General features: G+C 57.8%; 23 protein-coding genes and 5 tRNA genes. 18 read left to right on the forward strand and 10 right to left on the reverse strand.

The window, feature by feature from the left end; translation table 11 throughout:
* Position 1 precedes the first annotated feature (1 nt).
* From tolR to pnuC, 12 genes are all read left to right on the forward strand, one after another.
* Positions 2-430 (forward strand): colicin uptake protein TolR, encoded by a 429-nt coding sequence (tolR, locus tag EDF75_RS02530; protein ID WP_015367661.1) that lies wholly within the window; start codon positions 2-4, stop codon positions 428-430.
* Positions 431-532: 102 nt separating this feature from the next.
* A complete protein-coding gene (tolA, locus tag EDF75_RS02535) occupies positions 533-1,870 on the forward strand; it encodes a cell envelope integrity protein TolA (protein ID WP_133596872.1) in 1,338 nt (445 codons plus the stop codon).
* 131 nt (positions 1,871-2,001) lie between these two features.
* On the forward strand, positions 2,002-3,294 hold the full coding sequence (gene tolB / locus EDF75_RS02540; RefSeq protein ID WP_041144645.1) for a Tol-Pal system beta propeller repeat protein TolB: 1,293 nt from the start codon (positions 2,002-2,004) through the stop codon (positions 3,292-3,294).
* A 34-nt stretch (positions 3,295-3,328) separates the two neighbouring features.
* Entirely contained in the window at positions 3,329-3,853 is a 525-nt protein-coding gene (gene pal / locus EDF75_RS02545) for a peptidoglycan-associated lipoprotein Pal (RefSeq protein WP_004859700.1), read from the forward strand.
* A gap of 9 nt (positions 3,854-3,862) precedes the next feature.
* Positions 3,863-4,660 carry a cell division protein CpoB gene (gene cpoB, locus EDF75_RS02550; RefSeq protein WP_133596874.1) on the forward strand — a complete coding sequence of 266 codons (798 nt, stop codon included), beginning with the start codon at positions 3,863-3,865 and terminating at the stop codon, positions 4,658-4,660.
* 162 nt (positions 4,661-4,822) lie between these two features.
* Positions 4,823-4,898 (forward strand) — tRNA-Lys (locus EDF75_RS02555).
* Between the two features lie 147 nt (positions 4,899-5,045).
* Positions 5,046-5,121: transfer RNA gene (locus EDF75_RS02560), tRNA-Val, on the forward strand.
* 3 nt (positions 5,122-5,124) lie between these two features.
* Positions 5,125-5,200: transfer RNA gene (locus EDF75_RS02565), tRNA-Lys, on the forward strand.
* 144 nt (positions 5,201-5,344) lie between these two features.
* Positions 5,345-5,420, forward strand: a tRNA-Lys gene (locus EDF75_RS02570).
* 130 nt (positions 5,421-5,550) lie between these two features.
* Positions 5,551-5,626 (forward strand) — tRNA-Lys (locus tag EDF75_RS02575).
* Between the two features lie 544 nt (positions 5,627-6,170).
* Complete coding sequence (gene nadA / locus EDF75_RS02580; protein ID WP_133596876.1) at positions 6,171-7,214, forward strand: quinolinate synthase NadA; 1,044 nt, start codon at positions 6,171-6,173, stop codon at positions 7,212-7,214.
* 33 nt (positions 7,215-7,247) lie between these two features.
* Positions 7,248-7,967, forward strand: coding sequence for a nicotinamide riboside transporter PnuC (gene pnuC, locus EDF75_RS02585; RefSeq protein WP_133596877.1), 720 nt, complete (start codon positions 7,248-7,250; stop codon positions 7,965-7,967).
* Here pnuC and zitB read toward each other — a convergent pair.
* Both zitB and EDF75_RS02595 read right to left on the reverse strand, forming a co-directional pair.
* Positions 7,964-8,902 (reverse strand): CDF family zinc transporter ZitB, encoded by a 939-nt coding sequence (zitB, locus tag EDF75_RS02590; RefSeq protein WP_133596879.1) that lies wholly within the window; start codon positions 8,900-8,902, stop codon positions 7,964-7,966. The genes pnuC and zitB overlap by 4 nt on opposite strands.
* 121 nt (positions 8,903-9,023) lie before the next feature.
* Positions 9,024-9,371 (reverse strand): YbgS-like family protein, encoded by a 348-nt coding sequence (locus EDF75_RS02595; RefSeq protein ID WP_041144650.1) that lies wholly within the window; start codon positions 9,369-9,371, stop codon positions 9,024-9,026.
* A gap of 318 nt (positions 9,372-9,689) precedes the next feature.
* Here EDF75_RS02595 and aroG point away from each other — a divergent pair, with 318 nt between their 5' ends.
* On the forward strand, positions 9,690-10,742 hold the full coding sequence (aroG, locus tag EDF75_RS02600) for a 3-deoxy-7-phosphoheptulonate synthase AroG (RefSeq protein ID WP_095095194.1): 1,053 nt from the start codon (positions 9,690-9,692) through the stop codon (positions 10,740-10,742).
* Between the two features lie 90 nt (positions 10,743-10,832).
* Here the strand turns inward: aroG and gpmA are convergent, their stop codons facing one another.
* From gpmA to modE, 7 genes are all read right to left on the reverse strand, one after another.
* Complete coding sequence (gene gpmA, locus EDF75_RS02605) at positions 10,833-11,585, reverse strand: 2,3-diphosphoglycerate-dependent phosphoglycerate mutase (protein WP_041144652.1); 753 nt, start codon at positions 11,583-11,585, stop codon at positions 10,833-10,835.
* Between the two features lie 334 nt (positions 11,586-11,919).
* Positions 11,920-12,963 carry a galactose-1-epimerase gene (galM, locus tag EDF75_RS02610; RefSeq protein WP_133596881.1) on the reverse strand — a complete coding sequence of 348 codons (1,044 nt, stop codon included), beginning with the start codon at positions 12,961-12,963 and terminating at the stop codon, positions 11,920-11,922.
* Positions 12,957-14,105 carry a galactokinase gene (gene galK / locus EDF75_RS02615; RefSeq protein WP_133596883.1) on the reverse strand — a complete coding sequence of 383 codons (1,149 nt, stop codon included), beginning with the start codon at positions 14,103-14,105 and terminating at the stop codon, positions 12,957-12,959. The genes galM and galK overlap by 7 nt, the downstream gene beginning before the upstream one ends.
* 2 nt (positions 14,106-14,107) lie before the next feature.
* Entirely contained in the window at positions 14,108-15,154 is a 1,047-nt protein-coding gene (gene galT, locus EDF75_RS02620; RefSeq protein WP_041144655.1) for a galactose-1-phosphate uridylyltransferase, read from the reverse strand.
* Between the two features lie 9 nt (positions 15,155-15,163).
* Entirely contained in the window at positions 15,164-16,180 is a 1,017-nt protein-coding gene (gene galE, locus EDF75_RS02625) for a UDP-glucose 4-epimerase GalE (RefSeq protein ID WP_133596885.1), read from the reverse strand.
* Positions 16,181-16,386: 206 nt separating this feature from the next.
* A complete protein-coding gene (gene modF, locus EDF75_RS02630; protein ID WP_133596887.1) occupies positions 16,387-17,862 on the reverse strand; it encodes a molybdate ABC transporter ATP-binding protein ModF in 1,476 nt (491 codons plus the stop codon).
* A 67-nt stretch (positions 17,863-17,929) separates the two neighbouring features.
* Complete coding sequence (modE, locus tag EDF75_RS02635) at positions 17,930-18,718, reverse strand: molybdenum-dependent transcriptional regulator (RefSeq protein ID WP_133596889.1); 789 nt, start codon at positions 18,716-18,718, stop codon at positions 17,930-17,932.
* Between the two features lie 152 nt (positions 18,719-18,870).
* Between modE and EDF75_RS02640 the strand changes: the two genes are divergently transcribed.
* The 4 genes from EDF75_RS02640 to modC all read left to right on the forward strand — a co-directional run bounded on the left by EDF75_RS02640 (position 18,871) and on the right by modC (position 21,683).
* Positions 18,871-19,020, forward strand: a complete 150-nt coding sequence (locus EDF75_RS02640) for an AcrZ family multidrug efflux pump-associated protein (protein ID WP_041144659.1) — start codon at positions 18,871-18,873, stop codon at positions 19,018-19,020.
* Between the two features lie 139 nt (positions 19,021-19,159).
* Complete coding sequence (gene modA / locus EDF75_RS02645; protein WP_133596891.1) at positions 19,160-19,936, forward strand: molybdate ABC transporter substrate-binding protein; 777 nt, start codon at positions 19,160-19,162, stop codon at positions 19,934-19,936.
* Positions 19,933-20,622, forward strand: a complete 690-nt coding sequence (gene modB, locus EDF75_RS02650) for a molybdate ABC transporter permease subunit (RefSeq protein WP_041144661.1) — start codon at positions 19,933-19,935, stop codon at positions 20,620-20,622. Before modA ends, modB begins: the two co-directional genes overlap by 4 nt.
* A gap of 2 nt (positions 20,623-20,624) precedes the next feature.
* Complete coding sequence (modC, locus tag EDF75_RS02655; protein WP_133596893.1) at positions 20,625-21,683, forward strand: molybdenum ABC transporter ATP-binding protein ModC; 1,059 nt, start codon at positions 20,625-20,627, stop codon at positions 21,681-21,683.
* Here modC and EDF75_RS02660 read toward each other — a convergent pair whose 3' ends face one another.
* Entirely contained in the window at positions 21,684-22,502 is an 819-nt protein-coding gene (locus tag EDF75_RS02660; protein ID WP_133596895.1) for a pyridoxal phosphatase, read from the reverse strand. It lies immediately after the preceding gene.
* Positions 22,503-22,675: 173 nt separating this feature from the next.
* On the opposite strand from EDF75_RS02660, the gene pgl reads away from it, so the two are divergent.
* Positions 22,676-23,671: a 6-phosphogluconolactonase gene (gene pgl / locus EDF75_RS02665; RefSeq protein ID WP_133596897.1), complete on the forward strand. Its 996-nt coding sequence runs from the start codon at positions 22,676-22,678 to the stop codon at positions 23,669-23,671.
* Positions 23,672-23,734: the final 63 nt, after the last annotated feature.

Genomic DNA, 23,734 nt, shown 5'->3' on the forward strand with positions numbered 1-23,734 from the left:
CATGGCCAGAGCACGTGGACGCGGACGTCGCGAACTGAAGTCCGAGATCAACATCGTTCCGCTGCTGGATGTCTTGTTGGTGCTGCTGCTGATCTTTATGGCAACAGCGCCGATCATTACGCAGAGCGTAGAGGTCGACCTGCCGGATGCTACCGAATCGCAGGCGGTTAAAAGCAACGACGAACCGCCGGTGATCGTTGAAGTTTCAGGCGTCGGGCAGTACAGCGTGAAAGTTGGCCAGGAAACGCTGTCGCAGCTGCCGCCGGAGCAGGTTATTGCCGAAGCGAAGCGCCGACTCGAGGCCAATGAGAAAACGGTGTTCCTGATCGGCGGTGCGAAGGACGTACCTTACGATGAAATTATTAAAGCGCTTAACCTGTTGCATAGCGCAGGGGTTAAATCGGTTGGCTTAATGACCAAGCCTATTTAATCGCTTCAGATATGTGCGCCCGCAGGACGCAGGCGACGAGAGAAACAGGCTCGTCGCCTGCGAGAACAGCGGGAACAGGCGAACAGTTTTTGGGAACCGATAGTGTCAAAGGCAACCGAACAAAACGACAAGCTTAAACGAGCCATCATAGTTTCAGTCGTGCTGCACATCTTTCTGATCGCGCTGCTGATCTGGAGTTCGTTCGATGAGCATCTGGATACTTCGGCCGGTGGAGGAGGAGGTTCTTCCATTGATGCGGTGATGGTCGATCCTGGGGCGGTCGTTAACAACTACAACCGTCAGCAGCAGCAGCAGGCCAGTTCGCGCCGCGCCGCTGAGCAACGCGAAAAGCAGGCTCAGCAGCAGGCCGAAGAGCTGCGTGAAAAACAAGCCGCAGAGCAGGAGCGCCTGAAGCAGCTGGAGCAGGATCGTCTGCAGGCTCAGGAAGCGGCTAAAGAAGCGAAAGAACAGCAGAAGCAGGCTGAAGAGGCCGCAGAGAAAGCGGCTGCAGCGGCGAAAGCGCAAGCTGACGCTCAGGCTAAAGAAGCGCAGGAAGCGGCGGCGAAAGCCGCTGCCGATGCAAAAGCGAAGGCTGATGCCCAGGCTAAAGTAGCAGAAGCTGCGGCAGCTAAGGCCGCAGCAGATGCGAAAAAGCAGGCGGAAGCTGAAGCGGCGAAAGCCGCAGCTGACGCGCAGAAGAAGGCCGAGGCGAAAGCTGCGGCAGACGCGCAGAAGAAAGCTGAGGCCGATGCGGCTAAAAAAGCGCAGCAGCAGGCTGAGAAGAAAGCCCAGCAGGACGCGGCTAAACAGGCCGCCGCCGAGAAGGCTGCGGCAGAGAAAGCCGCAGAGAAAGCGGCTGCAGCCAAAGCCGCCTCTGAAAAGGCCGCGGCTGATAAAGCCGCAGCGGCTGCAGAGAAGGCAGCAGCAGCCAAAGCCGAGGCCGCCGAAAAAGCTGCCGCAGAAAAAGCGGCTAAGGCCGCCGCAGCGAAAGCCGCAGCCGGTAAAGCCGCTGCCGCGAAGAAGGCCGCGGCGGCTAAAGAAGCTGACGGCGTTGACGACCTGCTCGGCGACCTGAGCTCGGGTAAGAATGCGCCGAAAGGTAACACCAGCGGTAGCAATGGAGGCTCATCTCCTGCTAAAGGAAGTAAACCGGGGCAGGGGGGCGCGTCTCAGGCTGAAATTGCCAGCTATATTTCGCAGGTTCAGGCGGCGATTAAAGGGCATCTCTATGACTGGGACACGTACAAAGGTAAAACATGTACGTTACGCGTGAACATAGCCCAGGACGGGACGTTATTGAACGTGAAGTCAGAGGGAGGCGATCCTGCTTTCTGTCAGCAGATGCTGGCGGCAACCAGCCGGATGAGCAAGTTCCCGAAACCGCCGTCGCAGGCTGTTTATGAGACATTCAAAAACGCGCCTCTGGACTTTAAACCATAATGATGTTTTCCCCGTGAAAACGGGGCAAAACAATCTATGGTTGTCACCGGGTTTTGGTAGTTTTGTGTATTTGAGTTTGTTAACATTCTGCTAAATTATCGTGGGCTTTCCGCCCGGATAAGGGAGATATGATGAAGCAGGCATTACGAGTAGCATTTGGTTTTTTAATGCTGTGGGCGGCTGTGCTGCACGCAGAAGTACGTATCGAGATCACCCAAGGGGTGGACTCGGCACGCCCGATCGGCGTTGTCCCGTTCCAGTGGGCCGGACCGGGTGCTGCACCTGAGGATATTGGCGGTGTGGTGGCGGCCGACCTGCGCAACAGCGGTAAATTCAACCCGCTGGATCGCTCGCGTCTGCCTCAACAGCCGGGAACCGCGCAGGAAGTTCAACCTGCCGCATGGTCCGCGCTGGGTATTGACGCCGTGGTCGTAGGTCAGGTCACGCCAAACCCGGACGGTTCTTACAACGTTGCCTACCAGCTGGTCGACACCGGCGGTGCGCCGGGTACGATTCTGGCACAAAACTCTTATAAGGTGACTAAACAGTACCTTCGCTATGCGGGTCACACCGCCAGCGATGCGGTATTTGAGAAGCTGACCTCTATTAAGGGCGCGTTCCGTACCCGTATTGCTTACGTTGTACAGACCAACGGCGGCCAGTTCCCGTATGAGCTGCGCGTTTCCGACTACGATGGCTACAACCAGTTTGTTGTCCACCGTTCGCCGCAGCCGCTGATGTCTCCGGCATGGTCTCCGGACGGCTCTAAGCTGGCTTACGTCACCTTCGAAAGCGGTCGTTCTGCGCTGGTCGTTCAGACCCTGGCTAACGGCGCGGTGCGTCAGATTGCCTCGTTCCCGCAGCATAACGGCGCGCCGGCGTTCTCGCCGGACGGCAGCAAGCTGGCCTTCGCGCTGTCGAAAACCGGTAGCCTGAACCTGTACGTGATGGATCTGGGCTCTGGTCAGATTCGTCAGGTGACCAACGGTCGCAGCAACAACACCGAACCAACCTGGTTCCCGGACAGTCAGAACCTGGCCTTTACTTCTGACCAGGCCGGTCGTCCGCAGGTGTACAAAGTCAGCGTTGGCGGCGGTACTCCGCAGCGTATTTCCTGGGAAGGTTCGCAAAACCAGGATGCGGACGTCAGCAGTGACGGTAAATTTATGGTAATGGTGAGCTCGGCCAGCGGCCAGCAGCACATTGCCAAACAAGATCTGGTAGCGGGTGGCGTACAAGTTCTGTCGTCAACGTTCCTGGATGAAACGCCAAGTCTGGCACCTAACGGCACTATGGTAATCTACAGCTCTTCTCAGGGGATGGGATCCGTGCTGAATCTGGTTTCTACAGATGGGCGTTTCAAAGCGCGTCTTCCGGCGACTGATGGACAGGTCAAATTCCCTGCCTGGTCTCCGTATCTGTGATAATAAATAATTGATTATTAAAGGAATCAAAGAAATGCAACTGAACAAAGTGCTGAAAGGGCTGATGATCGCTCTGCCGGTTATGGCAATCGCGGCGTGTTCTTCCAACAAGAACGCCAGCAACGACCAGAGCGGTGAAGGCATGCTGGGTGCCGGCACTGGTATGGATGCTAACGCTAACGGCGGCAACATGTCTTCCGAAGAGCAGGCTCGTCTGCAGATGCAGCAGCTGCAGCAGAACAACATCGTTTACTTCGATCTGGACAAGTACGATATCCGTTCTGACTTCGCTGCAATGCTGGATGCGCACGCTAACTTCCTGCGTAGCAACCCGTCCTATAAAGTGACCGTTGAAGGTCACGCGGATGAGCGCGGTACTCCGGAATACAACATCGCTCTGGGTGAGCGTCGTGCTAACGCCGTTAAGATGTATCTGCAGGGCAAAGGTGTTTCTGCTGACCAGATCTCCATCGTTTCTTACGGTAAAGAAAAACCTGCAGTACTGGGTCACGACGAAGCGGCTTACGCTAAAAACCGTCGCGCCGTACTGGTTTACTAAGAGAATTGCATGAGCAGTAACTTCAGACATCATCTGTTGAGTCTGTCGTTACTGGTTGGCATAGCGGCCCCCTGGGCCGCTTTTGCTCAGGCGCCAATCAGTAGTGTCGGCTCAGGCTCGGTCGAAGACCGCGTCACTCAACTCGAGCGTATTTCTAACGCTCACAGTCAGCTTTTAACTCAGCTTCAGCAACAGCTCTCCGATAACCAGAACGATATTGATTCCCTGCGCGGCCAGATTCAGGAAAGTCAGTATCAGCTTAATCAGGTTGTTGAGCGCCAGAAACAGATCCTGCTGCAGATTGACGGTCTAAGCAGCGGCGGGGCGGCGGCGGGTGCGCAGACGCCGGCGGCATCGTCCGGCGACGCGCAGGGCGCAGCGGCCGCTACGGCGGCTCCAGCGGCGAACTCCGGCGCTCCGGCGCTGACCGGAGATGCCAACACCGATTACAACGCCGCGATTGCGCTGGTGAAGGATTCGTCCCGCCAGGATGATGCCATGGCTGCGTTTCAGAATTTCGTTAAAAAGTACCCGGATTCAACGTATCAACCGAACGCCAACTACTGGCTCGGTCAGTTGAATTACAACAAGGGGAAAAAGGACGATGCGGCCTACTATTTTGCTTCGGTGGTGAAGAATTACCCTAAATCCCCAAAAGCGCCGGATGCGATGTTTAAAGTCGGCGTGATCATGCAGGACAAAGGTGATACCGCAAAAGCGAAGGCAGTTTACCAGCAGGTGGTCGGTAAATTTCCCGGTACCGACGGCGCGAAACAAGCGCAGAAACGTCTTAACGCGCTTGGATGATTATGCCATGACCAGAAATTGCAGTATTTCTGGTCGTGTCGCGTGAATCCTAAGCAGTCAGATGTTTTTTATCGAAATACTTGTTGCGCTGAATTCTTAAATCAGTAATATATGCCGCCGTTGCCAAGGGATATCGAATAAGCCTGAAGCGACGAAAAAAGTGGGTCGTTAGCTCAGTTGGTAGAGCAGTTGACTTTTAATCAATTGGTCGCAGGTTCGAATCCTGCACGACCCACCAATCGTTCTGGTGGAACGCGATAGTAAAACGTGAAGGATAACGTTGCATTAGCAACGGCCCGTAGGGCGAGGCGAAGCCGAGTCATCCTGCACGACCCACCACTTGCTAATTACTAAGTTAATTAGTAGCAGTATCCAGCGTAGTATCGGGTGATTAGCTCAGCTGGGAGAGCACCTCCCTTACAAGGAGGGGGTCGGCGGTTCGATCCCGTCATCACCCACCACTCGGGTCGTTAGCTCAGTTGGTAGAGCAGTTGACTTTTAATCAATTGGTCGCAGGTTCGAATCCTGCACGACCCACCAATTTTAACGTCTAACTCAGATGTTAAGCGTGAAGGATAACGTTGCATTAGCAACGGCCCGTAGGGCGAGCGCAAGCGAGTCATCCTGCACGACCCACCAACTTTGTTGGTGACGAGTAAAAAATGATTCAGGTAGTACCCGAGCGGGTCGTTAGCTCAGTTGGTAGAGCAGTTGACTTTTAATCAATTGGTCGCAGGTTCGAATCCTGCACGACCCACCAACGCTTAAGGTATTTACCGGTAGAGACAGTGAAGGATAACGTTGCGCAGCAACGGCCCGTAGGGCGAGGCAAAGCCGAGTCATCCTGCACGACCCACCAGCCTGAATGATTAAAGTAGTAAACCCGCAAGGGGTCGTTAGCTCAGTTGGTAGAGCAGTTGACTTTTAATCAATTGGTCGCAGGTTCGAATCCTGCACGACCCACCAAATTTAGAAAAAAGCGCCTTCAGGCGCTTTTTTCGTTTCTGCGCACTATGCTCAACCGTGCAGGATGAGAACCTGCAGCAGGTTCGACAAAATCGCCGGGAGCGATTTTGCATAGTCACTTGTGGCGACCCGCAGGGCGAGTCTCAGGATGAGACGAGTGATATCCTGCACGACCCACCAAATTTAGAAAAAAGCGCCTTCAGGCGCTTTTTTCGTTTCTGCGCACTATGCTCAACCGTGCAGGTTCGACAAAATCGGCGGGAGCGATTTTGCATAGCCACTTGTGGCGACCCACAGGGCGAGTCTCAGGATGAGACGAGTGATATCCTGCACGACCCACCAATGTAAAAGGGCGCCTTTTTGCTATCTGCGATAGACAAGCTTCAGCCCGCCGCGTTACCCCTTTTTCTGCGGATAAATTCCCCACGACATTTTCTGTACAATCGGCTATCTTGTTTAGCATATAAAACACTACGGCCGTCCCGGTGCCGCGTGAAGGCATTTTAACGGTCTTTGAGTTAAGCCAGTAAAACGAGATTGCAAGATGAGCGTAATGTTTGACCCTGAAACGGCGATTTATCCTTTTCCCCCCAAGCCGATGCCGTTAAGCCGCGATGAAAAGCACTTTTATCGCGAAAAGATAAAGCGCCTGCTGCGCGAACGCGATGCGGTCATGGTTGCCCACTACTATACCGACCCAGAAATTCAGCAGTTGGCGGAAGAGACCGGCGGGTGCATCTCTGACTCTCTTGAAATGGCGCGCTTTGGCGCCCGGCACCCGGCGTCCACGCTGCTGGTCGCCGGCGTGCGTTTCATGGGGGAAACGGCAAAAATCCTTAGCCCGGAAAAAACGATCCTGATGCCGACGCTCCACGCCGAGTGCTCCCTCGATCTCGGCTGCCCCATTGATGAGTTCAGTCAATTTTGCGATGCGCATCCTGATCGCACCGTGGTGGTCTACGCCAATACCTCCGCGGCGGTTAAGGCCCGCGCTGACTGGGTGGTGACCTCCAGCATTGCGGTTGAGCTGATTGAGCACCTTGATAGCCTGGGCGAAAAAATCATTTGGGCGCCGGACCGCCATCTGGGCAACTACGTGCAGAAACAGACCGGCGCAGACGTTCTGTGCTGGCAGGGCGCCTGTATTGTTCACGATGAGTTTAAAACCCAGGCGCTGACCCGAATGAAGGCGCTGTACCCCGACGCCGCGGTGCTGGTGCATCCGGAATCGCCGCAGTCGATAGTTGATATGGCCGATGCCGTCGGTTCTACCAGCCAGCTCATCAATGCGGCGAGAACGCTGCCTCAGCGCCAGCTGATTGTCGCCACCGATCGCGGTATCTTCTATAAAATGCAGCAGGCGGTACCGGAGAAAGAGCTGCTGGAAGCGCCGACGGCCGGTGAAGGCGCTACCTGCCGCAGCTGCGCCCACTGCCCGTGGATGGCGATGAACGGCCTGAAGGCGATTGCCGAAGGTCTCGAGCACGGCGGCGCGGCGCACGAGATTCAGGTTGACGAGCAGCTGCGGACCGGCGCATTAATCCCGCTTAACAGAATGCTGGATTTTGCGGCTACACTACGGGGATAACCGACAACGCGTGCAATACGCTCTGGGGATAAGATGGATTTTTTAAGTACGCAGAATATTTTGGTACATATACCCATTGGCGCCGGGGGATACGACCTCTCCTGGATTGAGGCCGTCGGGACGATTGCCGGACTGCTGTGCATCTGGCTGGCGAGTCTGGAAAAGATCGGCAACTATGCCTTTGGGCTGATTAACGTCACCCTGTTCGCCATTATCTTCTTTCAGATCCAGCTCTATGCCAGCCTGCTGCTGCAGGTATTTTTCTTCGTAGCCAACGTCTACGGCTGGTACGCCTGGTCGCGGCAGACCAGCAGCCATGAGGCCGCGCTGCAAATCCGCTGGCTACCGCTGCCAAAAGCGCTGGGCTGGCTGGCGGCATGCGCGGTGGCGATTGGCCTGATGACGGTATTTATCGATCCGGTATTCGCGTTCCTGACGCGGGTGGCGGTGACGCTGATGCAGGGGCTGGGGCTGCAGGTGACGATGCCGGAGCTACAGCCGGATGCCTTCCCGTTCTGGGACTCCTGCATGATGGTGCTGTCGATAGCCGCCATGATCCTGATGACCCGCAAATACGTTGAGAACTGGCTGCTGTGGGTGATCATTAACGTGATCAGCGTGGTCATTTTTGCGCGCCAGGGCGTCTATGCGATGTCGCTGGAATACCTGCTGCTGACCTTTATTGCCCTCAACGGTAGCCGGATGTGGATCAACAGCGCGCGTGAGCGGGGTTCTCACGCGTTTTCTCGTTAATGATGATGCTGATGGGCGTGTCCGGAGTGAGCCATGTTAAGGCGGCACTCCGGGCCGCTGCAGGGCTGATACTCCATCTGCACGGTCGCGTGCTCAACGTCATACTTGTGGTGTAAAAATTCCTGAATACGATTCAGCAGGGCGTCGTGATCGTGCGGCGGGATAACCTGGACGTGCAGCGTCATCACCGTTTTTTCTCCGACCAGCCAGACGTGGACATGATGCACGTCGCGGACTTCGGCCACCGAGCGGCGTAAGTCACGCTTCAGGACTTCAACATCCAGCGAACGCGGCGCGCCTTCCAGCAGCTCGTTCAGGCTCTCCTGCAGCAGGCGCCAGGCGCTGCGCAGCACCAGGCATGAGACCAGCACCGACAGAATCGGGTCAATCGGCGTCCAGCCGGTGGTTAAAATCACTATTGCGGCGACGATCGCCCCTACCGAACCGAGTAAATCACCCAGCACGTGCAGCGCCGCGGCGCGAACGTTAAGGTTGCGCTCCTCGCCGCCGCGGTGAAGGATCCAGAAGGCCATAATATTGGCCAGCAGCCCGGCAACGGCTATCGCCATCATCGGCGCCCCGGCGACGGGCTGTGGATGATTAAAACGCTGAATCGCTTCCCATACGATAAGAATGGTAATCACCACCAGCGCGATGGCGTTGACGAAGGCGGCGAGGGTCGTCAGACGCAGCCAGCCGAAGGTATGGCGGGTGTTGGGCGGGCGACGGGCAAAACGGACGGCCAGCAGGGCGAAGAGCAGGGCGGCGGAGTCGGTGAGCATATGGCCGGCGTCGGCCAGCAGCGCCAGAGAGCCTGAGAGCACACCGCCAATGGCTTCAACCACCATAAAGCCGGCGGTGATGATAAAGGCCAGCAGCAGGCGGCGAGCGTTATTATCCTGCGGCTGCTGAGCTGAAGTATGCGAGTGCGCCATGGTGTCATCCCCTGATTATTATCATTATTACTGTATGACATCATACCGATTTTCGGTGAATAAAATAAAAAAGGAGAGCCGCGGCTCCCCTTATTTTCAGCCCTTATTTCTGGCGTGGATACTACTGTGTCGTGCCGTCCGTTTTGCTGCCGTTATCGCTCGGGGTGCTTTCAGGGCAGCGGCCGTCCTTGCACATCGCGTTTTTATGCGCTTCGTCGCTGGTCATCCCATCATGGTTCATGGTTGAACCGTCGGAGTTAAGCATCTTGTCGCCAGAGTTGATCTTGTCGTTATCAACCTTGTTTGGCGCGACGTTGGCGCGGGCATCAGGTGCGACCTGCCCGGCATCGGCGGAGGCGTTGGCCTGCCCGTTGTTGGATTGGGCACCGGTATCTGCAGCCAGCGCGGCGGCGCTGCTCAGGCCAAGGGTGGCGGCTAAAAAGAGTGGGGTGAGGATGGTCATTTTCATAGGATGCTCCTGTTATGGTCGATATGTCGGATAACCTCTTCCAACAGTGCATGTGCCAGCGCTCGCTCGCGCTCTATGGTTAAAAGCTTCACATCAATAAGTTACATCAGCACGGAATACTGATTAGCAGCGTGAAGATTGGTCTTAACAGTTAAAAATTGTAGCTCATGGCCTGTTTTTCGCTTCTTTATTGCGAATTTTAATCTATTTTCAGGATTAATCTGTTGTCACTGTAAAATCATGTTTACACTTTTTGAGCGAAGAGATAGATTGGAGGGATTGCATTTAAATAGATAAGATGGCAGAGCTGGAAAGAAAATGAATTATCAGAACGACGATTTACGCATTAAAGAGATCAACGAATTACTCCCTCCCGTTGCGCTCCTCGAAAAATTCCCCGCGACCGAAAATGCTGCTAATACCGTGGCGCATGCTCGTAAAGCGATCCACCAGATCCTCAAGGGCAACGACGATCGCCTGCTGGTTGTGATTGGGCCCTGCTCAATTCACGATACGGCGGCGGCGAAAGAGTACGCTGAGCGCCTGCTGACCCTGCGAGAAGAGCTGAAAGGCGAGCTGGAAGTGGTGATGCGCGTCTATTTCGAGAAACCGCGCACTACCGTCGGCTGGAAGGGGCTGATCAACGATCCGCACATGGATAACAGCTTCCGCATCAACGACGGCCTGCGCATTGCGCGTAAGCTGCTGCTGGAGATTAACGACAGCGGGCTGCCGGCGGCGGGCGAATTCCTTGATATGATCACGCCTCAGTACGTGGCTGACCTGATGAGCTGGGGCGCAATCGGCGCGCGCACCACCGAATCTCAGGTTCACCGCGAGCTCTCCTCAGGCCTCTCCTGCCCGGTTGGCTTTAAAAACGGCACCGACGGGACGATTAAAGTCGCGATTGATGCGATTAACGCCGCCGGGGCGCCGCACTGCTTCCTGTCGGTGACCAAGTGGGGTCATTCAGCGATTGTGAACACCAGCGGCAACAGCGACTGCCATATCATCCTGCGCGGGGGCAAAGAGCCGAACTACAGCGCGAAGCACGTTGCCGAAGTGAAGGTCGGGCTGGCGAAAGCGGGTCTGCCGGCGCAGATCATGATTGATTTCAGCCACGCCAACTCCAGCAAACAGTTTAAAAGACAAATGGACGTGGGTAGCGACGTTTGCCAGCAGATTGCCGGCGGCGAGCAGGCGATCATGGGCGTGATGATTGAAAGCCATCTGGTGGAAGGGAGCCAGAGCCTGGAGAGCGGAGAGCCGCTGACCTACGGTAAGAGCGTGACCGATGCCTGCATTGGTTGGGAAGACACGGATATCATCCTGCGCCAGCTGGCGGATGCGGTGAAAGCCCGCCGCGGATAGCGCCGTTCGCTGTCCTTGCGCGAAGCGCGGGCGGAATTAAGAACAAAAAAAAGCGTGGAGCAATCCACGCTTTTTTAATGCCAGCGAAAATTACTTCGCTTTACCCTGGTTCGCTACTGCCGCCGCTTTGGCCGCGATTTCGTCAGCGTTGCCCAGATAGTAGTGTTTGATCGGCTTGAAGTTTTCGTCGAACTCATAAACCAGCGGTACGCCGGTCGGGATGTTCAGTTCGAGGATCTCTTCTTCACCCATGTTGTCGAGGTATTTAACCAGCGCACGCAGGGAGTTGCCGTGAGCGGCAATGATAACGCGCTCGCCGCTTTTCAGACGCGGCAGAATAGTTTCATTCCAGTAAGGCACCACGCGCTCGATGGTCAGCGCCAGGCTTTCAGTTACCGGCAGCTCGGCATCGGTCAGCTTCGCGTAACGCGGGTCGTGGCCCGGGAAGCGCTCGTCGTCTTTGGTCAGCTCCGGCGGCGTAATGGCAAAACCACGGCGCCACTGCTTAACCTGCTCGTCACCGTATTTTTCAGCGGTTTCAGCTTTGTTCAGACCCTGCAGCGCGCCGTAGTGGCGTTCGTTCAGTTTCCAGGATTTTTCAACCGGCAGCCAGGCCTGATCCAGTTCGTCCAGCACGTTCCACAGGGTATGGATGGCACGTTTCAGCACAGAGGTATAAGCAAAGTCGAAGCTGAAGCCTTCCTCTTTCAGCAGTTTGCCTGCCGCTTTTGCTTCACCCACGCCTTTCTCGGACAGATCGACATCGTACCAACCGGTGAAGCGGTTTTCGTTGTTCCATTGGCTTTCGCCGTGACGGACCAGTACCAGCTTAGTTACAGCCATTCTCTCACTCCTCAATACAACACGCCGTCCTTCGCGCTGTGGCTCAGCGGCCGCCTTCGTTCCCCCTGCGAGCATAGCGAGACTATGTTTTGCGGGACTCACTCAGTAGCCGAATCGATACAACCCGAATGCTGCGGTGTATGCGTTTATTGATTGATAACTATTCTCATTATATTGCCGTGATTTGCCTCACGGCAACGCTTATCCCTAACCATAGCGAAAATAGTGGCTCAGTGTAAGATGCTTGTAAATCAGCGGTTATATTTTTGTCGGCGGGTGGCGCAATTTACGCCAAAGTGGCGAAAAAAAGCCCTCCATCAGGAGGGCGGGGGCATTATCTGGCGATGAACTGGTATTCCGTCAGGCTGACGTACTCCTCGCCCGGGCGCAATACGCAATCCGGCTGCGGCCAGTGCGGGTGGTTTGGCGAGTCGGGCAGGAATTCGCTCTCCAGCGCCAGGCCCTGCCAGGCCGCGTAGTCCTGCTCCGTGCGCGACGGCGTGCCGTCAAGGTAGTTGCCGGAATAGAACTGCAGCGCCGGGGCGGAGGTGTAGACCGTCATCTGCAGCTTCTCATCCTGCGACCACAGGTGAGCCGCCGGCCGGCCGGCGTCGCCCTGCGCCTGCAGCAGGAACGCATGATCGTAGCCTTTCACCTTGCGCTGATCGTCATCGCTCAGGAAGCGCTCCGCCAGCACCCGAGGCTCGCGGAAGTCAAAGCTGGTTTCGGCAACGTCGCGCAGATCGCCGCCGGGGATCCCGTCGCTCTCTACCGGCAGGTAGCGGTCGGCGAAGAGCTGCAGCCGATGCTGGCGAACGTCGGTCTGCTGGCCATCGAGGTTGAAGTAGACGTGGTTGGTCAGATTCACCGGGCAGGGCCGATCGACGGTGGCGCGGTACTCAATGGCAATACGGTTATCGTCGGTCAGGCGATAGTGCGCCGTCGCCTGCAAAGCCCCCGGGAATCCCTGGTCGCCGTCGGCGGAAGAGAGTGAAAACAGCGCCTGACGCTCGTCGGCGCTGACGATCTGCCAGCGACGCTTATCAAATCCGTCCGGCCCGCCGTGCAGCTGGTGGCCGGCGTCAGTAGACGGCACCAGGTTGACGGTATGGCCATCGAGCATAAACCGGCTGTTGGCGATGCGGTTGGCATAGCGGCCGACCGAGGCGCCGAAATAGGCCGCCTGGCGGGTATACTGTTCCGGCGAAGCGCAGCCGAGCAGGGCTTCGCGGACGCTGCCGTCGGCCAGAGTGACCCTGGCGGAGAGCAGCGTCGCGCCCCAGTCCATCAGCGTGACCACCATCCCGGCATCGTTGCGCAGGGTAATGAGCTGCCACGGCTGGCCATCCGGCGCGCGTTCTGTGGTTTGATTTAGCACTGGCCGGCTCCCTGGGAAGGTTTGCAAACGTAGAAGGTCTCTTTAATCCCGGTTTTCGCTTCATACTGCGCGGCAACGGCCTGCTGAACGGTATCCACCAGCTCTTCCGGCACCAGCGCGACGATGCAGCCGCCGAAGCCGCCGCCGGTCATGCGTACGCCGCCTTTGTCGCCGATGGTGGCTTTAACGATCTCAACCAGAGCGTCAATTTGCGGAACGGTGATTTCAAAATCATCGCGCATCGAGGCGTGAGATTCCGCCATCAGCTCGCCCATCCGCTTCAGGTCGCCTTTCTCCAGTGCGGTTGCCGCTTCGACGGTACGGGCGTTTTCGGTCAGCACGTGGCGAACGCGCTGAGCAACGACCGGATCCAGCTCCGCGGCCACGGCGTTGAACTCGGCAAGGGTGACGTCACGTAGCGCCGGCTGCTGGAAGAAGCGCGCGCCGGTTTCGCACTGTTCGCGGCGGGTATTGTATTCGCTGCCGACCAGGGTGCGTTTAAAGTTACTGTTGATGATCACCACCGCCACGCCTTTTGGCATTGAGACGGCCCTGGTGCCCAGCGTGCGGCAGTCAATCAGCAGGGCGTGATCCTTCTTGCCCAGCGCGGAGATCAGCTGGTCCATTATGCCGCAGTTACAGCCGACGAACTGGTTTTCCGCCTCCTGACCGTTCAGCGCGATTTGCGCGCCGTCCAGCGGCAGATGATAGAGCTGCTGGAATACGGTGCCGACGGCAACCTCCAGCGAAGCCGAGGAGCTTAGGCCGGCGCCCTGGGGAACGTCTCCGGCAATAACCAGATCCGCGCCGCCGAAATGGCTGTTGCGCTTCTGCAGATGCTTCACCACGCCGCGCACGTAGTTGGACCACTGCTGGGTATCGTGGCTGACAATTTTCGCATCCAGCGAAAACTCGTCGGACTGATTTTCATAATCGGCGGCGATCACGCGTACCACGCGGTCCGCGCGCGGCGCACAGCTGATGACCGTTTGATAATCAATGGCGCAGGGCAGCACGAAACCGTCGTTATAGTCGGTATGTTCGCCGATCAAATTCACGCGGCCCGGAGCCTGAATGGTGTGGCTGGCAGGGTAGCCAAATTTCTCGGCAAACAGGGCTTGGGTTTTCTCTTTCAGACTCATTGTTACTCTCCGGATTCGCGAAAATGAACGTCGCTGACCGCGCGCAGACGCTCGGCGGCTTGTTCCGCCGTCAGGTCACGCTGGGTTTCGGCCAGCATTTCGTAGCCGACCATAAATTTGCGTACCGTAGCGGAACGCAGCAGCGGCGGATAAAAGTGGGCGTGAAGCTGCCAGTGATTATTGTCTTCACCGTTAAACGGCGCGCCGTGCCAGCCCATCGAGTAGGGGAATGAGCACTGGAACAGGTTGTCGTAACGGCTGGTCAGCTTTTTCAGCGCCAGCGCAAGATCGGTGCGCTGCGCGTCGGTTAAGTCGGTCAGGCGCAGGACGTGCGCCTTCGGCAGCAGCAGGGTCTCAAATGGCCAGGCCGCCCAGTAGGGAACGACGGCCAGCCAGTGTTCAGTTTCGACCACCGTGCGGCTGCCGTCGGCGAGCTCACGCCGGGCGTAATCCACCAGCATCGGCGTGCCGTAGTCGGCGTAGTGCGCTTTCTGCAGGCGATCTTCGCGTTCGGCTTCGTTCGGCAGGAAGCTGTTGGCCCAGACCTGGCCGTGCGGATGCGGGTTGGAGCAGCCCATCGCGGCGCCTTTATTCTCAAACACCTGCACCCACGGGTAGTGCTGGCCGAGATCGGCCGTCTGTTCCTGCCACGCTTTAACCACGCCTTCCAGGGCTTCAACGCTCAGCTCAGGCAGCGTTTTGCTGTGGTCTGGCGAGAAGCAGATGACCCGGCTGGTCCCGCGCGCGCTTTGACAGCGCATCAGGGGATCGTCGCTTTCCGGCGCGTCCGGGGTATCGGTCATCAAGGCCGCAAAGTCGTTAGTAAACACGTACGTGCCGGCGTAGTTCGGGTTGGTATCACCGGTGACGCGGGTGTTACCCGGGCACAGGAAACAGTCCGGATCGTGCGCGGGCAAGGTCAGTTTTGCCGGCGTTTCCTGCGCCCCCTGCCAGGGGCGCTTGGCGCGATGCGGGGAAACCAAAATCCACTGCCCGGTTAACGGGTTATAGCGACGGTGCGGATGGTCGACGGGGTTAAATACGCTCATGACGATTCCTTAGTCTGGGTAACCCTGCGGATGACGGGACTGCCAGTGCCAGGTGTCCTGTGCCATCTCGTCAAGGTTGCGCGTGACGCGCCAGTTCAGTTCACGGTCGGCCTTTTCGGCGTCAGCCCAGTAGGCCGGGAGATCGCCTTCACGGCGCGGCGCGAAGTGGTAGTTAATCGGTTTGCCGCAGGCTTTGCTGAAGGCATTAATGACGTCCAGGACGCTGCTGCCCACGCCTGCACCAAGGTTATAAATATGCACGCCTGACTTACCGGCCAGTTTTTCCATCGCCGCAACGTGCCCGTCCGCGAGGTCCATGACGTGGATATAGTCGCGCACGCCGGTGCCATCCTCGGTCGGATAGTCGTTACCGAATACCGCCAGCGATTCGCGACGACCCACCGCCACCTGCGCAATGTACGGCATCAGGTTGTTAGGGATGCCCTGCGGGTCTTCGCCCATATCGCCGGACTGGTGAGCACCAACCGGGTTGAAGTAGCGCAGCAGCGCAATGCTCCAGTCCGGTTGGGCTTTCTGCAGGTCGGTAAGAATTTGCTCGACCATCAGCTTGCTTTTGCCGTACGGGCTTTGCGGCGTGCCGGTCGGGAAGCTTTCAACGTAAGGGATCTTTGGCTGGTCGCCGTAGACGGTGGCGGAGGAGCTGAAAATAAAGTTTTTGACGCCGGCGGCGCGCATGGCGGAAACTAACTTTAACGTGCCGGTCACATTATTGTCGTAGTATTCCAGCGGTTTGGCGACGGATTCGCCGACGGCTTTCAGTCCGGCAAAGTGGATCACCGCCTCAATGGCGTGATCGTGCAGGATCTCGGTCATCAACGCTTCATTGCGGATATCGCCCTCAACAAAGGTCGCTTTTTTCCCGCCAAGACGCTCAATCACCGGCAGCACGCTGCGCTTACTGTTGCAGAGGTTGTCGAGGATAATCACCTCATGCCCCTGCAGCAGCAGCTGCACGCAGGTATGACTTCCAATGTAACCGCTACCACCTGTAACCAATACTTTCATGACTCGCTCCAATAGGCTTATCGTATGTGAAGACGATAGCATATCAAAGAACGAAAAAGTGTGACACAGACCAAATTGGTGGTATCGCTTACACTAAAATACATAAACGCTATATTTAAATAATTATCATTTTAAAACATGAGCTTAATTGTTTTTTGTGAACTTTTTCTGAAAAAATTCAGGGATCTGCAGACCCCTGAATTGGCCTATTTTGCCAGCGGACCGATTTGATAAGTGTAACCGCCTCCACTAGGGATAAACTCAAGGCGGTGGGTGATGCAGTCCGGAGCATCTTCAGCGTGGTGGGAGACGAACAGCAGCTGGGTTGCCCCTTCGCTAATCAGCACGTCAACAAAGCGGCGTACCAGCTGGCGGTTGAGAGGGTCGAGCCCCTGCAGCGGCTCGTCGAGGATCAGCAGCGTCGGGTGTTTCACCAGCGCGCGCACAATCAGCGCCAGGCGCTGCTGGCCCCACGACAGGCTGTGGAACGGGGCGTCGGCGGTGCGGCCGTCGATACCCAGAATATCCAGCCAGGTCTGCACCAGCTTGCGCTGCTTATCGGAAACGGCCTGATAGATGCCTATCGAGTCGAAATAGCCCGACAGAATGACGTTGCGCACGGTGGTGCTGACGCGGTACTCCAGGTGCAGGCTGCTGCTGACGTAGCCGATATGCTTTTTGATATCCCAGATGGTTTCGCCGCTGCCGCGACGGCGGCCAAACAGGGTCAGATCGTTGCTGTATCCCTGCGGATGATCGCCGGTTATCAGGCTGAGCAGGGTTGATTTCCCGGCGCCGTTGGGCCCGACTATCTGCCAGTGTTCGCCGGGATTGACCTGCCAGCTAAGGTGATTGAGGATTGGCCGGTCGTTATAGGACACCACCCCGTCGTTGAGGATAATGCGCGGCGTATCGGCGACCAGAGAGTGGCGGGCGGCGGGAGCATCCGGCTCCGGCAGTGCGATCCCGTCAAGCCGCTCGCTGTGGGCCAGCTGAGCGATCAGCGCCTGCTGCAGCAGGGTCTGCTTCTCCCCGATTTCGCTTAGCGTACAGTCCGCCAGCACGCCGGCAAACTGGACGAAGGCGGGGATCTCGTCGAACCGGTTGAGCACCAGCACGAGGGCGATGCCCTCGCCGTGCAGGGTAGCCAGCAGCTCGGCCAGCTGGTGGCGGGAGGCCACGTCAAGACCGTCGAAGGGCTCATCGAGGATCAGCAAATCCGGCTTCGCCATCAGCGCCTGGCACAGCAGCGTTTTGCGCGTCTCGCCGGTAGAGAGATATTTAAAACGGCGCTGTAGCAGGCCGGAAATGCCAAACAGCCCGGCAAGATGCGCGCAGCGGGAGGCATCCTTATACTCATCCTGGATTATCTCATGGGTAAAGCGGCCGGTGTCGTCTTCACCCGGGCTGAGCAGATCGGTGTTGTTGCGCTGCCACTCGTCGCTGACCAGCTTCTGTAGCTGTTCAAAGGAGAGGCGGGTGATGCGGGTAAAATCACTTTCACGCTCGCCGGAGAGCAGGGTGAGTTCGCCGGATAGCGCGCGGGCCAGCGCGGATTTACCGCTGCCGTTGCTACCGACGAATGCCCAGCTTTCGCCGGCGCCAACGGTGAGGTGTTCAATATTTAACGTTTTTGTGTCGCTCAGGCGGAACGTGCCTTGCGATATTTGCAATGATGACATTGTGTATCCCACTTTTTGCAGCAATATACTTCAGGGATACGTCTTCAGGCGGGCAATGTCAATCCCGTCAGCACAAGGTGGCAAGAATGATGCGGTCGGCATTGAAATAGGCGATCGCCTCGGCACCTTCAGCCAGCCCTGCGGTCTGCTCCCGCGGCAGGGTCGCGCACAGGTTCTGACCGTCCGGCAGCGTCATCAGCACTTCGCACTGCTCCGGCCCGTATTCAATATGGCCGATCCGTCCCGTCAGCTGGTTGTCGGCCTCTGCCGCCACAGTCGGGTCCTGGGTCATACCGACCCACGGCGCTTTCAGCAAAACCAGCACCTCCTGGCCTTCATCCAGGCCGAGCCGTTCGGCGCTCCGGGCGGTGATCGCGACTTTAAAGCGGGTCTGTCCGTCGGCCAGCAAAACCTCAACGTGCTGCTGCACCTGCTGATGGTCGCGGCCGGTGATGGTGCCAAACCACTGGTTACGGGCGCTGGTTTGCAGGGAGAAGCGGGAGATGGCGGCGAGCAGGCTGTCGAGGGGCAGCGCGTCGTCGTCGCTCAGGACGTCAAACGCTTTCTGTTGAATCTGCGCCAGCAGGTCGTAAAGCTGAATCAGCCGCTGGCCGTAGCGGGTCAGCACCGCGCCGCCGCCGCCTTTACCGCCGGTGGCGCGGTCAACCAGCGCCTGCTCGCTGAGCTGATTCATTTCGTTAATAGCATCCCACGCGCTTTTATAGCTGATGCCGGCATTTTTCGCGCCCTGGCTAATGGAACCCGTCTGGTCAATCTGCTTTAGCAGGGAGATGCGGCGAGGGTCGGCGAACAGGCGCTGCTGTAATTTCAGGGTGAGGAGAATTTCGGCCTGCATAATAATATCCTGGCAAAAAGGGTATTGTGACCGATAGCGAGCATCTTGCAAGATAGATCTATGACCGTAGCCGGCGAGGCATCGCACAAATGGGGCGTGTTTTTCCTGCTGAAACGGTTACACTTAAGCATTCGTACTTTCTGGAGCCCACTATGTTAGAGCTATTGAAAAGTCTGGTTTTTGCCGTGGTCATGGTCCCGGTGGTGATGGCTATCATCCTCGGTCTGATTTACGGTCTGGGCGAAGTGTTCAACATCTTCTCCGGCGTCGGTCATAAAGATCGCGGCCAGCAAAAAAACTGATTTCCTGACGCCCGGTTCCTCCGGGCGTTTTTTTATCCCTTCCTTTTGATCCTCATCTGGTTACCACCAATTCGCACTGGGAAAACCCCAACCTTGTCGTTATATTAGCCCGTACATAACGCATGCAAAGGAGTTTCAGATGGCACGTCAATGGTTACGTTTTTTTGTTGGAGCAACGTTAACGCTCTCCGTCGCCGGGCAGGCGCTGGCAGAAGAGGGGAAGATAACGGTCTTCGCGGCGGCTTCATTAACCAACGCGATGCAGGATATCGCGAAGGCCTATAAGCAGGAGAAAAAGGTTGATGTGGTTTCATCCTTCGCCTCCTCTTCAACGCTGGCACGGCAAATTGAAGCGGGCGCGCCTGCTGACCTGTTTATCTCCGCAGACCAGAAGTGGATGGATTACGCGGTCGAGAAAAAAGCGATTGATACCGCCACGCGCGCAACGCTGCTGGGTAACAGCCTGGTCGTCGTCGCGCCTAAGGCCAGCGCGCAGGGCGATATTACCATCAGCAGCAAGACCGACTGGACCAGCCTGCTGAAGGGCGGTCGTCTGGCGGTGGGCGATCCGGAGCACGTGCCGGCCGGGATTTATGCTAAAGAAGCGCTGCAGAAGCTGGGCGCGTGGGATACCCTGTCAGCGAAGCTGGCTCCGGCGGAAGACGTGCGCGGGGCGCTGGCGCTGGTTGAACGTGACGAAGCGCCGCTGGGCATTGTTTACGGCTCGGATGCGGTTGCCAGCAAAGGGGTTAAAGTCGTGGGCACCTTCCCGGAAGATTCGCATAAGAAGGTTGAGTATCCGCTGGCTATCGTTGATGGACATAAAAATGCAACCGTCAGCGCATTCTATGACTACCTGAAAGGGCCCGAGGCGTCAGCCATCTTCAAACAATACGGATTTACTACGCGCCAATGATTTTAAGCGATCCCGAATGGCAGGCGGTGCTGCTGAGCCTCAAAGTATCATCCCTGGCGGTGGTGTTTAGCTTACCTTTCGGGATCTTCTTTTCCTGGCTGCTGGTCAGGCGCAGCTTCCCCGGAAAAGCGCTGCTCGACAGCCTTCTCCACCTGCCGCTGGTGCTGCCGCCGGTGGTGGTTGGCTACCTGCTGCTGATTGCAATGGGCAGGCGCGGCTTTATCGGCAGCTGGCTGTATGACTGGTTTGGTCTGACGTTTGCCTTTAGCTGGCGCGGCGCGGTGCTGGCGGCGGCGGTGATGTCGTTTCCCTTGATGGTGCGGGCGATTCGCCTGGCGCTTGAAGGGGTCGATATCAAGCTGGAGCAGGCGGCGCGCACCCTGGGCGCCGGGCGCTGGCGGGTGTTCTTTACCATCACCCTGCCGCTGACGCTGCCGGGCATTATCGTCGGCACCGTGCTGGCCTTCGCCCGCTCGCTGGGCGAGTTTGGCGCGACCATTACCTTCGTTTCCAATATTCCCGGCGAAACGCGCACCATCCCCTCCGCCATGTATACCCTGATCCAAACCCCGGGCGGGGAGGGCGCCGCCGCGCGCTTATGCTTAATTTCCATCGTGCTGGCGCTGATCTCGCTGCTGGTTTCCGAATGGCTGGCGCGCCTCAGCCGCGCGCGAATGGGCAAATAACGATGCTTGAACTCGATTTTACCCAGACGCTGGGAACCCATTGCCTGAGCATTCAGGAGACGCTGCCCGCCAGCGGTATTACCGCGGTGTTTGGCGTATCCGGCGCCGGTAAAACCTCGCTTATCAACGCAATCAGCGGCCTGACCCGGCCGCAGAAAGGGCGCATCGTGCTCAACGGCAGGGTGCTGAACGATGTCGAAAAGCGCATCTGCCTGGCGCCGGAAAAACGGCGCATTGGCTACGTTTTCCAGGACGCCCGCCTGTTCCCGCACTACAAAGTGCGCGGCAATTTGCAGTACGGCATGGCGAAGAGTATGGCCGGGCAGTTCGATAAGCTGGTGGCGCTGCTGGGGATTGAGCCGCTGCTCGATCGTCTGCCGGGCGGGCTCTCCGGCGGCGAGAAGCAGCGGGTGGCCATCGGTCGGGCGCTGCTGACCGCCCCCGAGCTGCTGCTGCTTGATGAGCCGCTGGCCTCGCTGGACATTCCGCGCAAGCGCGAGCTGCTGCCCTACCTGCAGCGGCTGGCGCGCGAAATCAATATCCCGATGCTGTACGTCAGCCATTCGCTGGATGAGATCCAGCATCTGGCGGATAAGGTGCTGGTGCTGGAAAACGGCAGCGTGAAGGCGTTTGGCGATCTCGAAGAGGTGTGGAGCAGCAGCGTGATGCACCCGTGGCTGCCGCAGGACCAGCAGAGCACGATTCTGACGGTTTCGGTTGTTGCCCAGCATCCGCAGTATGCGATGACCGCTCTGGCCCTCGGCGAGCAGCGGCTGTGGGTTAATCAGCTTGAGCGGCCTGCGGGCGAGTCGGCGCGCATTCGCGTTCAGGCCTCCGACGTATCGCTGGTGCTGGAGCAACCGCAGCGGACCAGCATTCGCAATATTTTACGCGCGCAGGTCGTGCAGTGTATTGAAACCAACGGACAGATTGAGGTGCAGCTGGAGGTCAGCGGCCGTACGCTGTGGGCGCGCATCAGCCCGTGGGCCAGAGATGACCTGGGGGTGAAGCCAGGTCAGTGGCTGTATGCGCAAATCAAGAGCGTGTCGATTAGCGCCTGATTACAGCAGGTTGCGGTTGATAAAGTCGGCAATGCTGTTGCTTTCGTTCTCGCCAATCACCACGTTCGCACGCGCTTTGACTTCGTCGACCGCGTTACCCATCGCCACGCCGGTACCGGCGGCTTCCAGCATGCTGAGGTCGTTATAGTTGTCGCCGAAGGCCACTACGTCCTGCATTGATAGCCCCTGGGCCTCAACCCACTGCGCCAGGCGCTTGCCTTTGCTGTTGCCGGCGCGGGCGATATCGACCTGATCGTGCCACGACCACTCGCACTCCAGCCCCAGCGTCTGGCCGACGTGCTGTGCGAACTGCTGCAGTTTAGGAATGTTTTCGTCGGTGAGGGCGAACTTCCACACTGCCTTCACCTCGCGCGCCGCCTGCGCCAGGGAGTCAACCTGGGTGAAGACCGGGCGCTGCTCCGGCGGCAGCGACTCTGCCCAGCGGGCGGTACGGATGACGTGTCCGGTCGGGTGCTCGTAGAGCATGGCGTCGTCGACGTACATCAGGCCGTGAACGTCGTGGTCGGCGAGCATCCCGGTGAGGCTCAGCGCCTTATCGACCGCCATCGGATCGGCCTGCAGAACCTTTTTTGCCTGATAATCATACAAATAAGTGCCATTACAACAAATTGCAGGTGTATCCAGAGCCAGTGCCTGATAAAAAGGATGGATCGCGACGTGATGTCGACCCGTGACGACGATCACCCGGTAACCGGCCGCGCGGGCACGCGCCAGCGCCTCAAGCGAGGCGGGCAGAATGGTCTTGCTGGAGGTCAGTAGGGTGCCGTCTAAATCCAGGGCAATCACGCGTGAGGTCATGTGTTGTTTCCGGTTAATGGTGAAAAGTGAGCAGGCCATGATGGTACACCGCTGTGCCTCAGGGGCAAATTTTTCAGCATCTACCGTTAAAAGAGTCTATACATTGCATCGAACCAGCAGTTTGATGAATGAAATGTATAAGTTTTCCACGTGCAGTGAGGAAAGGAGCAGTCATGAAACAAACCGTTTATACCGCCAGCCCGGAAAGCCAGCAGATCCACGTCTGGAGCCTGGATCTTGAGGGAAAGCTGACCCTGGTGCAGGTTGTCGACGCCCCGGGCCAGGTGCAGCCGATGGTGGTGAGCCCGAATAAAGAGTATCTCTACGTCGGCGTGCGTCCGGAGTTTCGCGTACTGGCCTACCGCATTGCGCCAGATAACGGGGCGCTGACCTTTGCCGGTGAAGCCGCGCTGCCGGGAAGCCCGACGCATATCTCCACCGACCAGCTGGGCCGCTTTGTGTTCAGCGCCTCGTATAATTCGGGCTGCGTGAGCGTCACTCCGCTGACCGACGGTCTGCCGGGTGAAACGGTGGCGGTGGTTGAAGGCCTGGAAGGCTGCCACTCTGCCAATATCTCTCCGGATAACCGCACGCTGTGGGTTCCGGCGCTCAAGCAGGACCGCATCTGCCTGTTTACCCTCAGCGATGACGGTTTCCTGGCCGCACAGGATCCGGCGGAAGTGACCACCGTCGAAGGCGCGGGCCCGCGTCATATGGTGTTCCATCCGAACCAGCAGTACGGCTACTGCGTGAACGAGCTGAACAGCTCCGTTGACGTCTGGGAGCTGAAGGATCCGCACGGCAAAATTGAGTGCGTGCAGACGCTGGATATGATGCCTGCCGACTTTACCGGCGTGCGCTGGGCGGCGGATATCCACCTGACCGCCAACGGCCGTCATCTCTACGCCTGCGATCGTACCGCCAGTATTATCACCATCTTCAGCGTCTCCGAAGACGGCAGCGTGCTGGCGATTGAAGGCTACCAGCCGACCGAGGCCCAGCCGCGCGGCTTTAACCTCGATCACAGCGGCAAATACCTGATTGCCGCTGGGCAGAAATCCCACCACGTCGCGGTGTATGAAATCAGCGGCGAGCAGGGTCTGCTGCAGGAGAAAGGGCGCTATGCCGTCGGCCAGGGGCCGATGTGGGTCGTTGTTAACGCTCACTAAGCCAAAGCGGCCGACAAAACCTCGCTGCGGCGAGGTTTTTTTATGCGTCGAGCGAGGCGGCAG

The organism is Klebsiella sp. BIGb0149 (genome assembly GCF_004362605.1).
GTDB lineage: Bacteria > Pseudomonadota > Gammaproteobacteria > Enterobacterales > Enterobacteriaceae > Klebsiella > Klebsiella terrigena.

Coding starts and splice junctions, on each gene's coding strand:
- aroG (WP_095095194.1), top strand. CDS start 9,690: ATGAATTATCAGAACGACGATTTACGCATTAAAGAGATCAACGAATTA.
- galE (WP_133596885.1), bottom strand. CDS start 16,180: ATGAAAGTATTGGTTACAGGTGGTAGCGGTTACATTGGAAGTCATACC.
- modC (WP_133596893.1), top strand. CDS start 20,625: ATGCTTGAACTCGATTTTACCCAGACGCTGGGAACCCATTGCCTGAGC.
- modA (WP_133596891.1), top strand. CDS start 19,160: ATGGCACGTCAATGGTTACGTTTTTTTGTTGGAGCAACGTTAACGCTC.
- zitB (WP_133596879.1), bottom strand. CDS start 8,902: ATGGCGCACTCGCATACTTCAGCTCAGCAGCCGCAGGATAATAACGCT.
- modB (WP_041144661.1), top strand. CDS start 19,933: ATGATTTTAAGCGATCCCGAATGGCAGGCGGTGCTGCTGAGCCTCAAA.
- galT (WP_041144655.1), bottom strand. CDS start 15,154: ATGAGCGTATTTAACCCCGTCGACCATCCGCACCGTCGCTATAACCCG.
- tolB (WP_041144645.1), top strand. CDS start 2,002: ATGAAGCAGGCATTACGAGTAGCATTTGGTTTTTTAATGCTGTGGGCG.
- pgl (WP_133596897.1), top strand. CDS start 22,676: ATGAAACAAACCGTTTATACCGCCAGCCCGGAAAGCCAGCAGATCCAC.
- gpmA (WP_041144652.1), bottom strand. CDS start 11,585: ATGGCTGTAACTAAGCTGGTACTGGTCCGTCACGGCGAAAGCCAATGG.
- EDF75_RS02640 (WP_041144659.1), top strand. CDS start 18,871: ATGTTAGAGCTATTGAAAAGTCTGGTTTTTGCCGTGGTCATGGTCCCG.
- pnuC (WP_133596877.1), top strand. CDS start 7,248: ATGGATTTTTTAAGTACGCAGAATATTTTGGTACATATACCCATTGGC.
- nadA (WP_133596876.1), top strand. CDS start 6,171: ATGAGCGTAATGTTTGACCCTGAAACGGCGATTTATCCTTTTCCCCCC.
- modE (WP_133596889.1), bottom strand. CDS start 18,718: ATGCAGGCCGAAATTCTCCTCACCCTGAAATTACAGCAGCGCCTGTTC.
- EDF75_RS02595 (WP_041144650.1), bottom strand. CDS start 9,371: ATGAAAATGACCATCCTCACCCCACTCTTTTTAGCCGCCACCCTTGGC.
- tolR (WP_015367661.1), top strand. CDS start 2: ATGGCCAGAGCACGTGGACGCGGACGTCGCGAACTGAAGTCCGAGATC.
- galK (WP_133596883.1), bottom strand. CDS start 14,105: ATGAGTCTGAAAGAGAAAACCCAAGCCCTGTTTGCCGAGAAATTTGGC.
- EDF75_RS02660 (WP_133596895.1), bottom strand. CDS start 22,502: ATGACCTCACGCGTGATTGCCCTGGATTTAGACGGCACCCTACTGACC.
- pal (WP_004859700.1), top strand. CDS start 3,329: ATGCAACTGAACAAAGTGCTGAAAGGGCTGATGATCGCTCTGCCGGTT.
- modF (WP_133596887.1), bottom strand. CDS start 17,862: ATGTCATCATTGCAAATATCGCAAGGCACGTTCCGCCTGAGCGACACA.
- cpoB (WP_133596874.1), top strand. CDS start 3,863: ATGAGCAGTAACTTCAGACATCATCTGTTGAGTCTGTCGTTACTGGTT.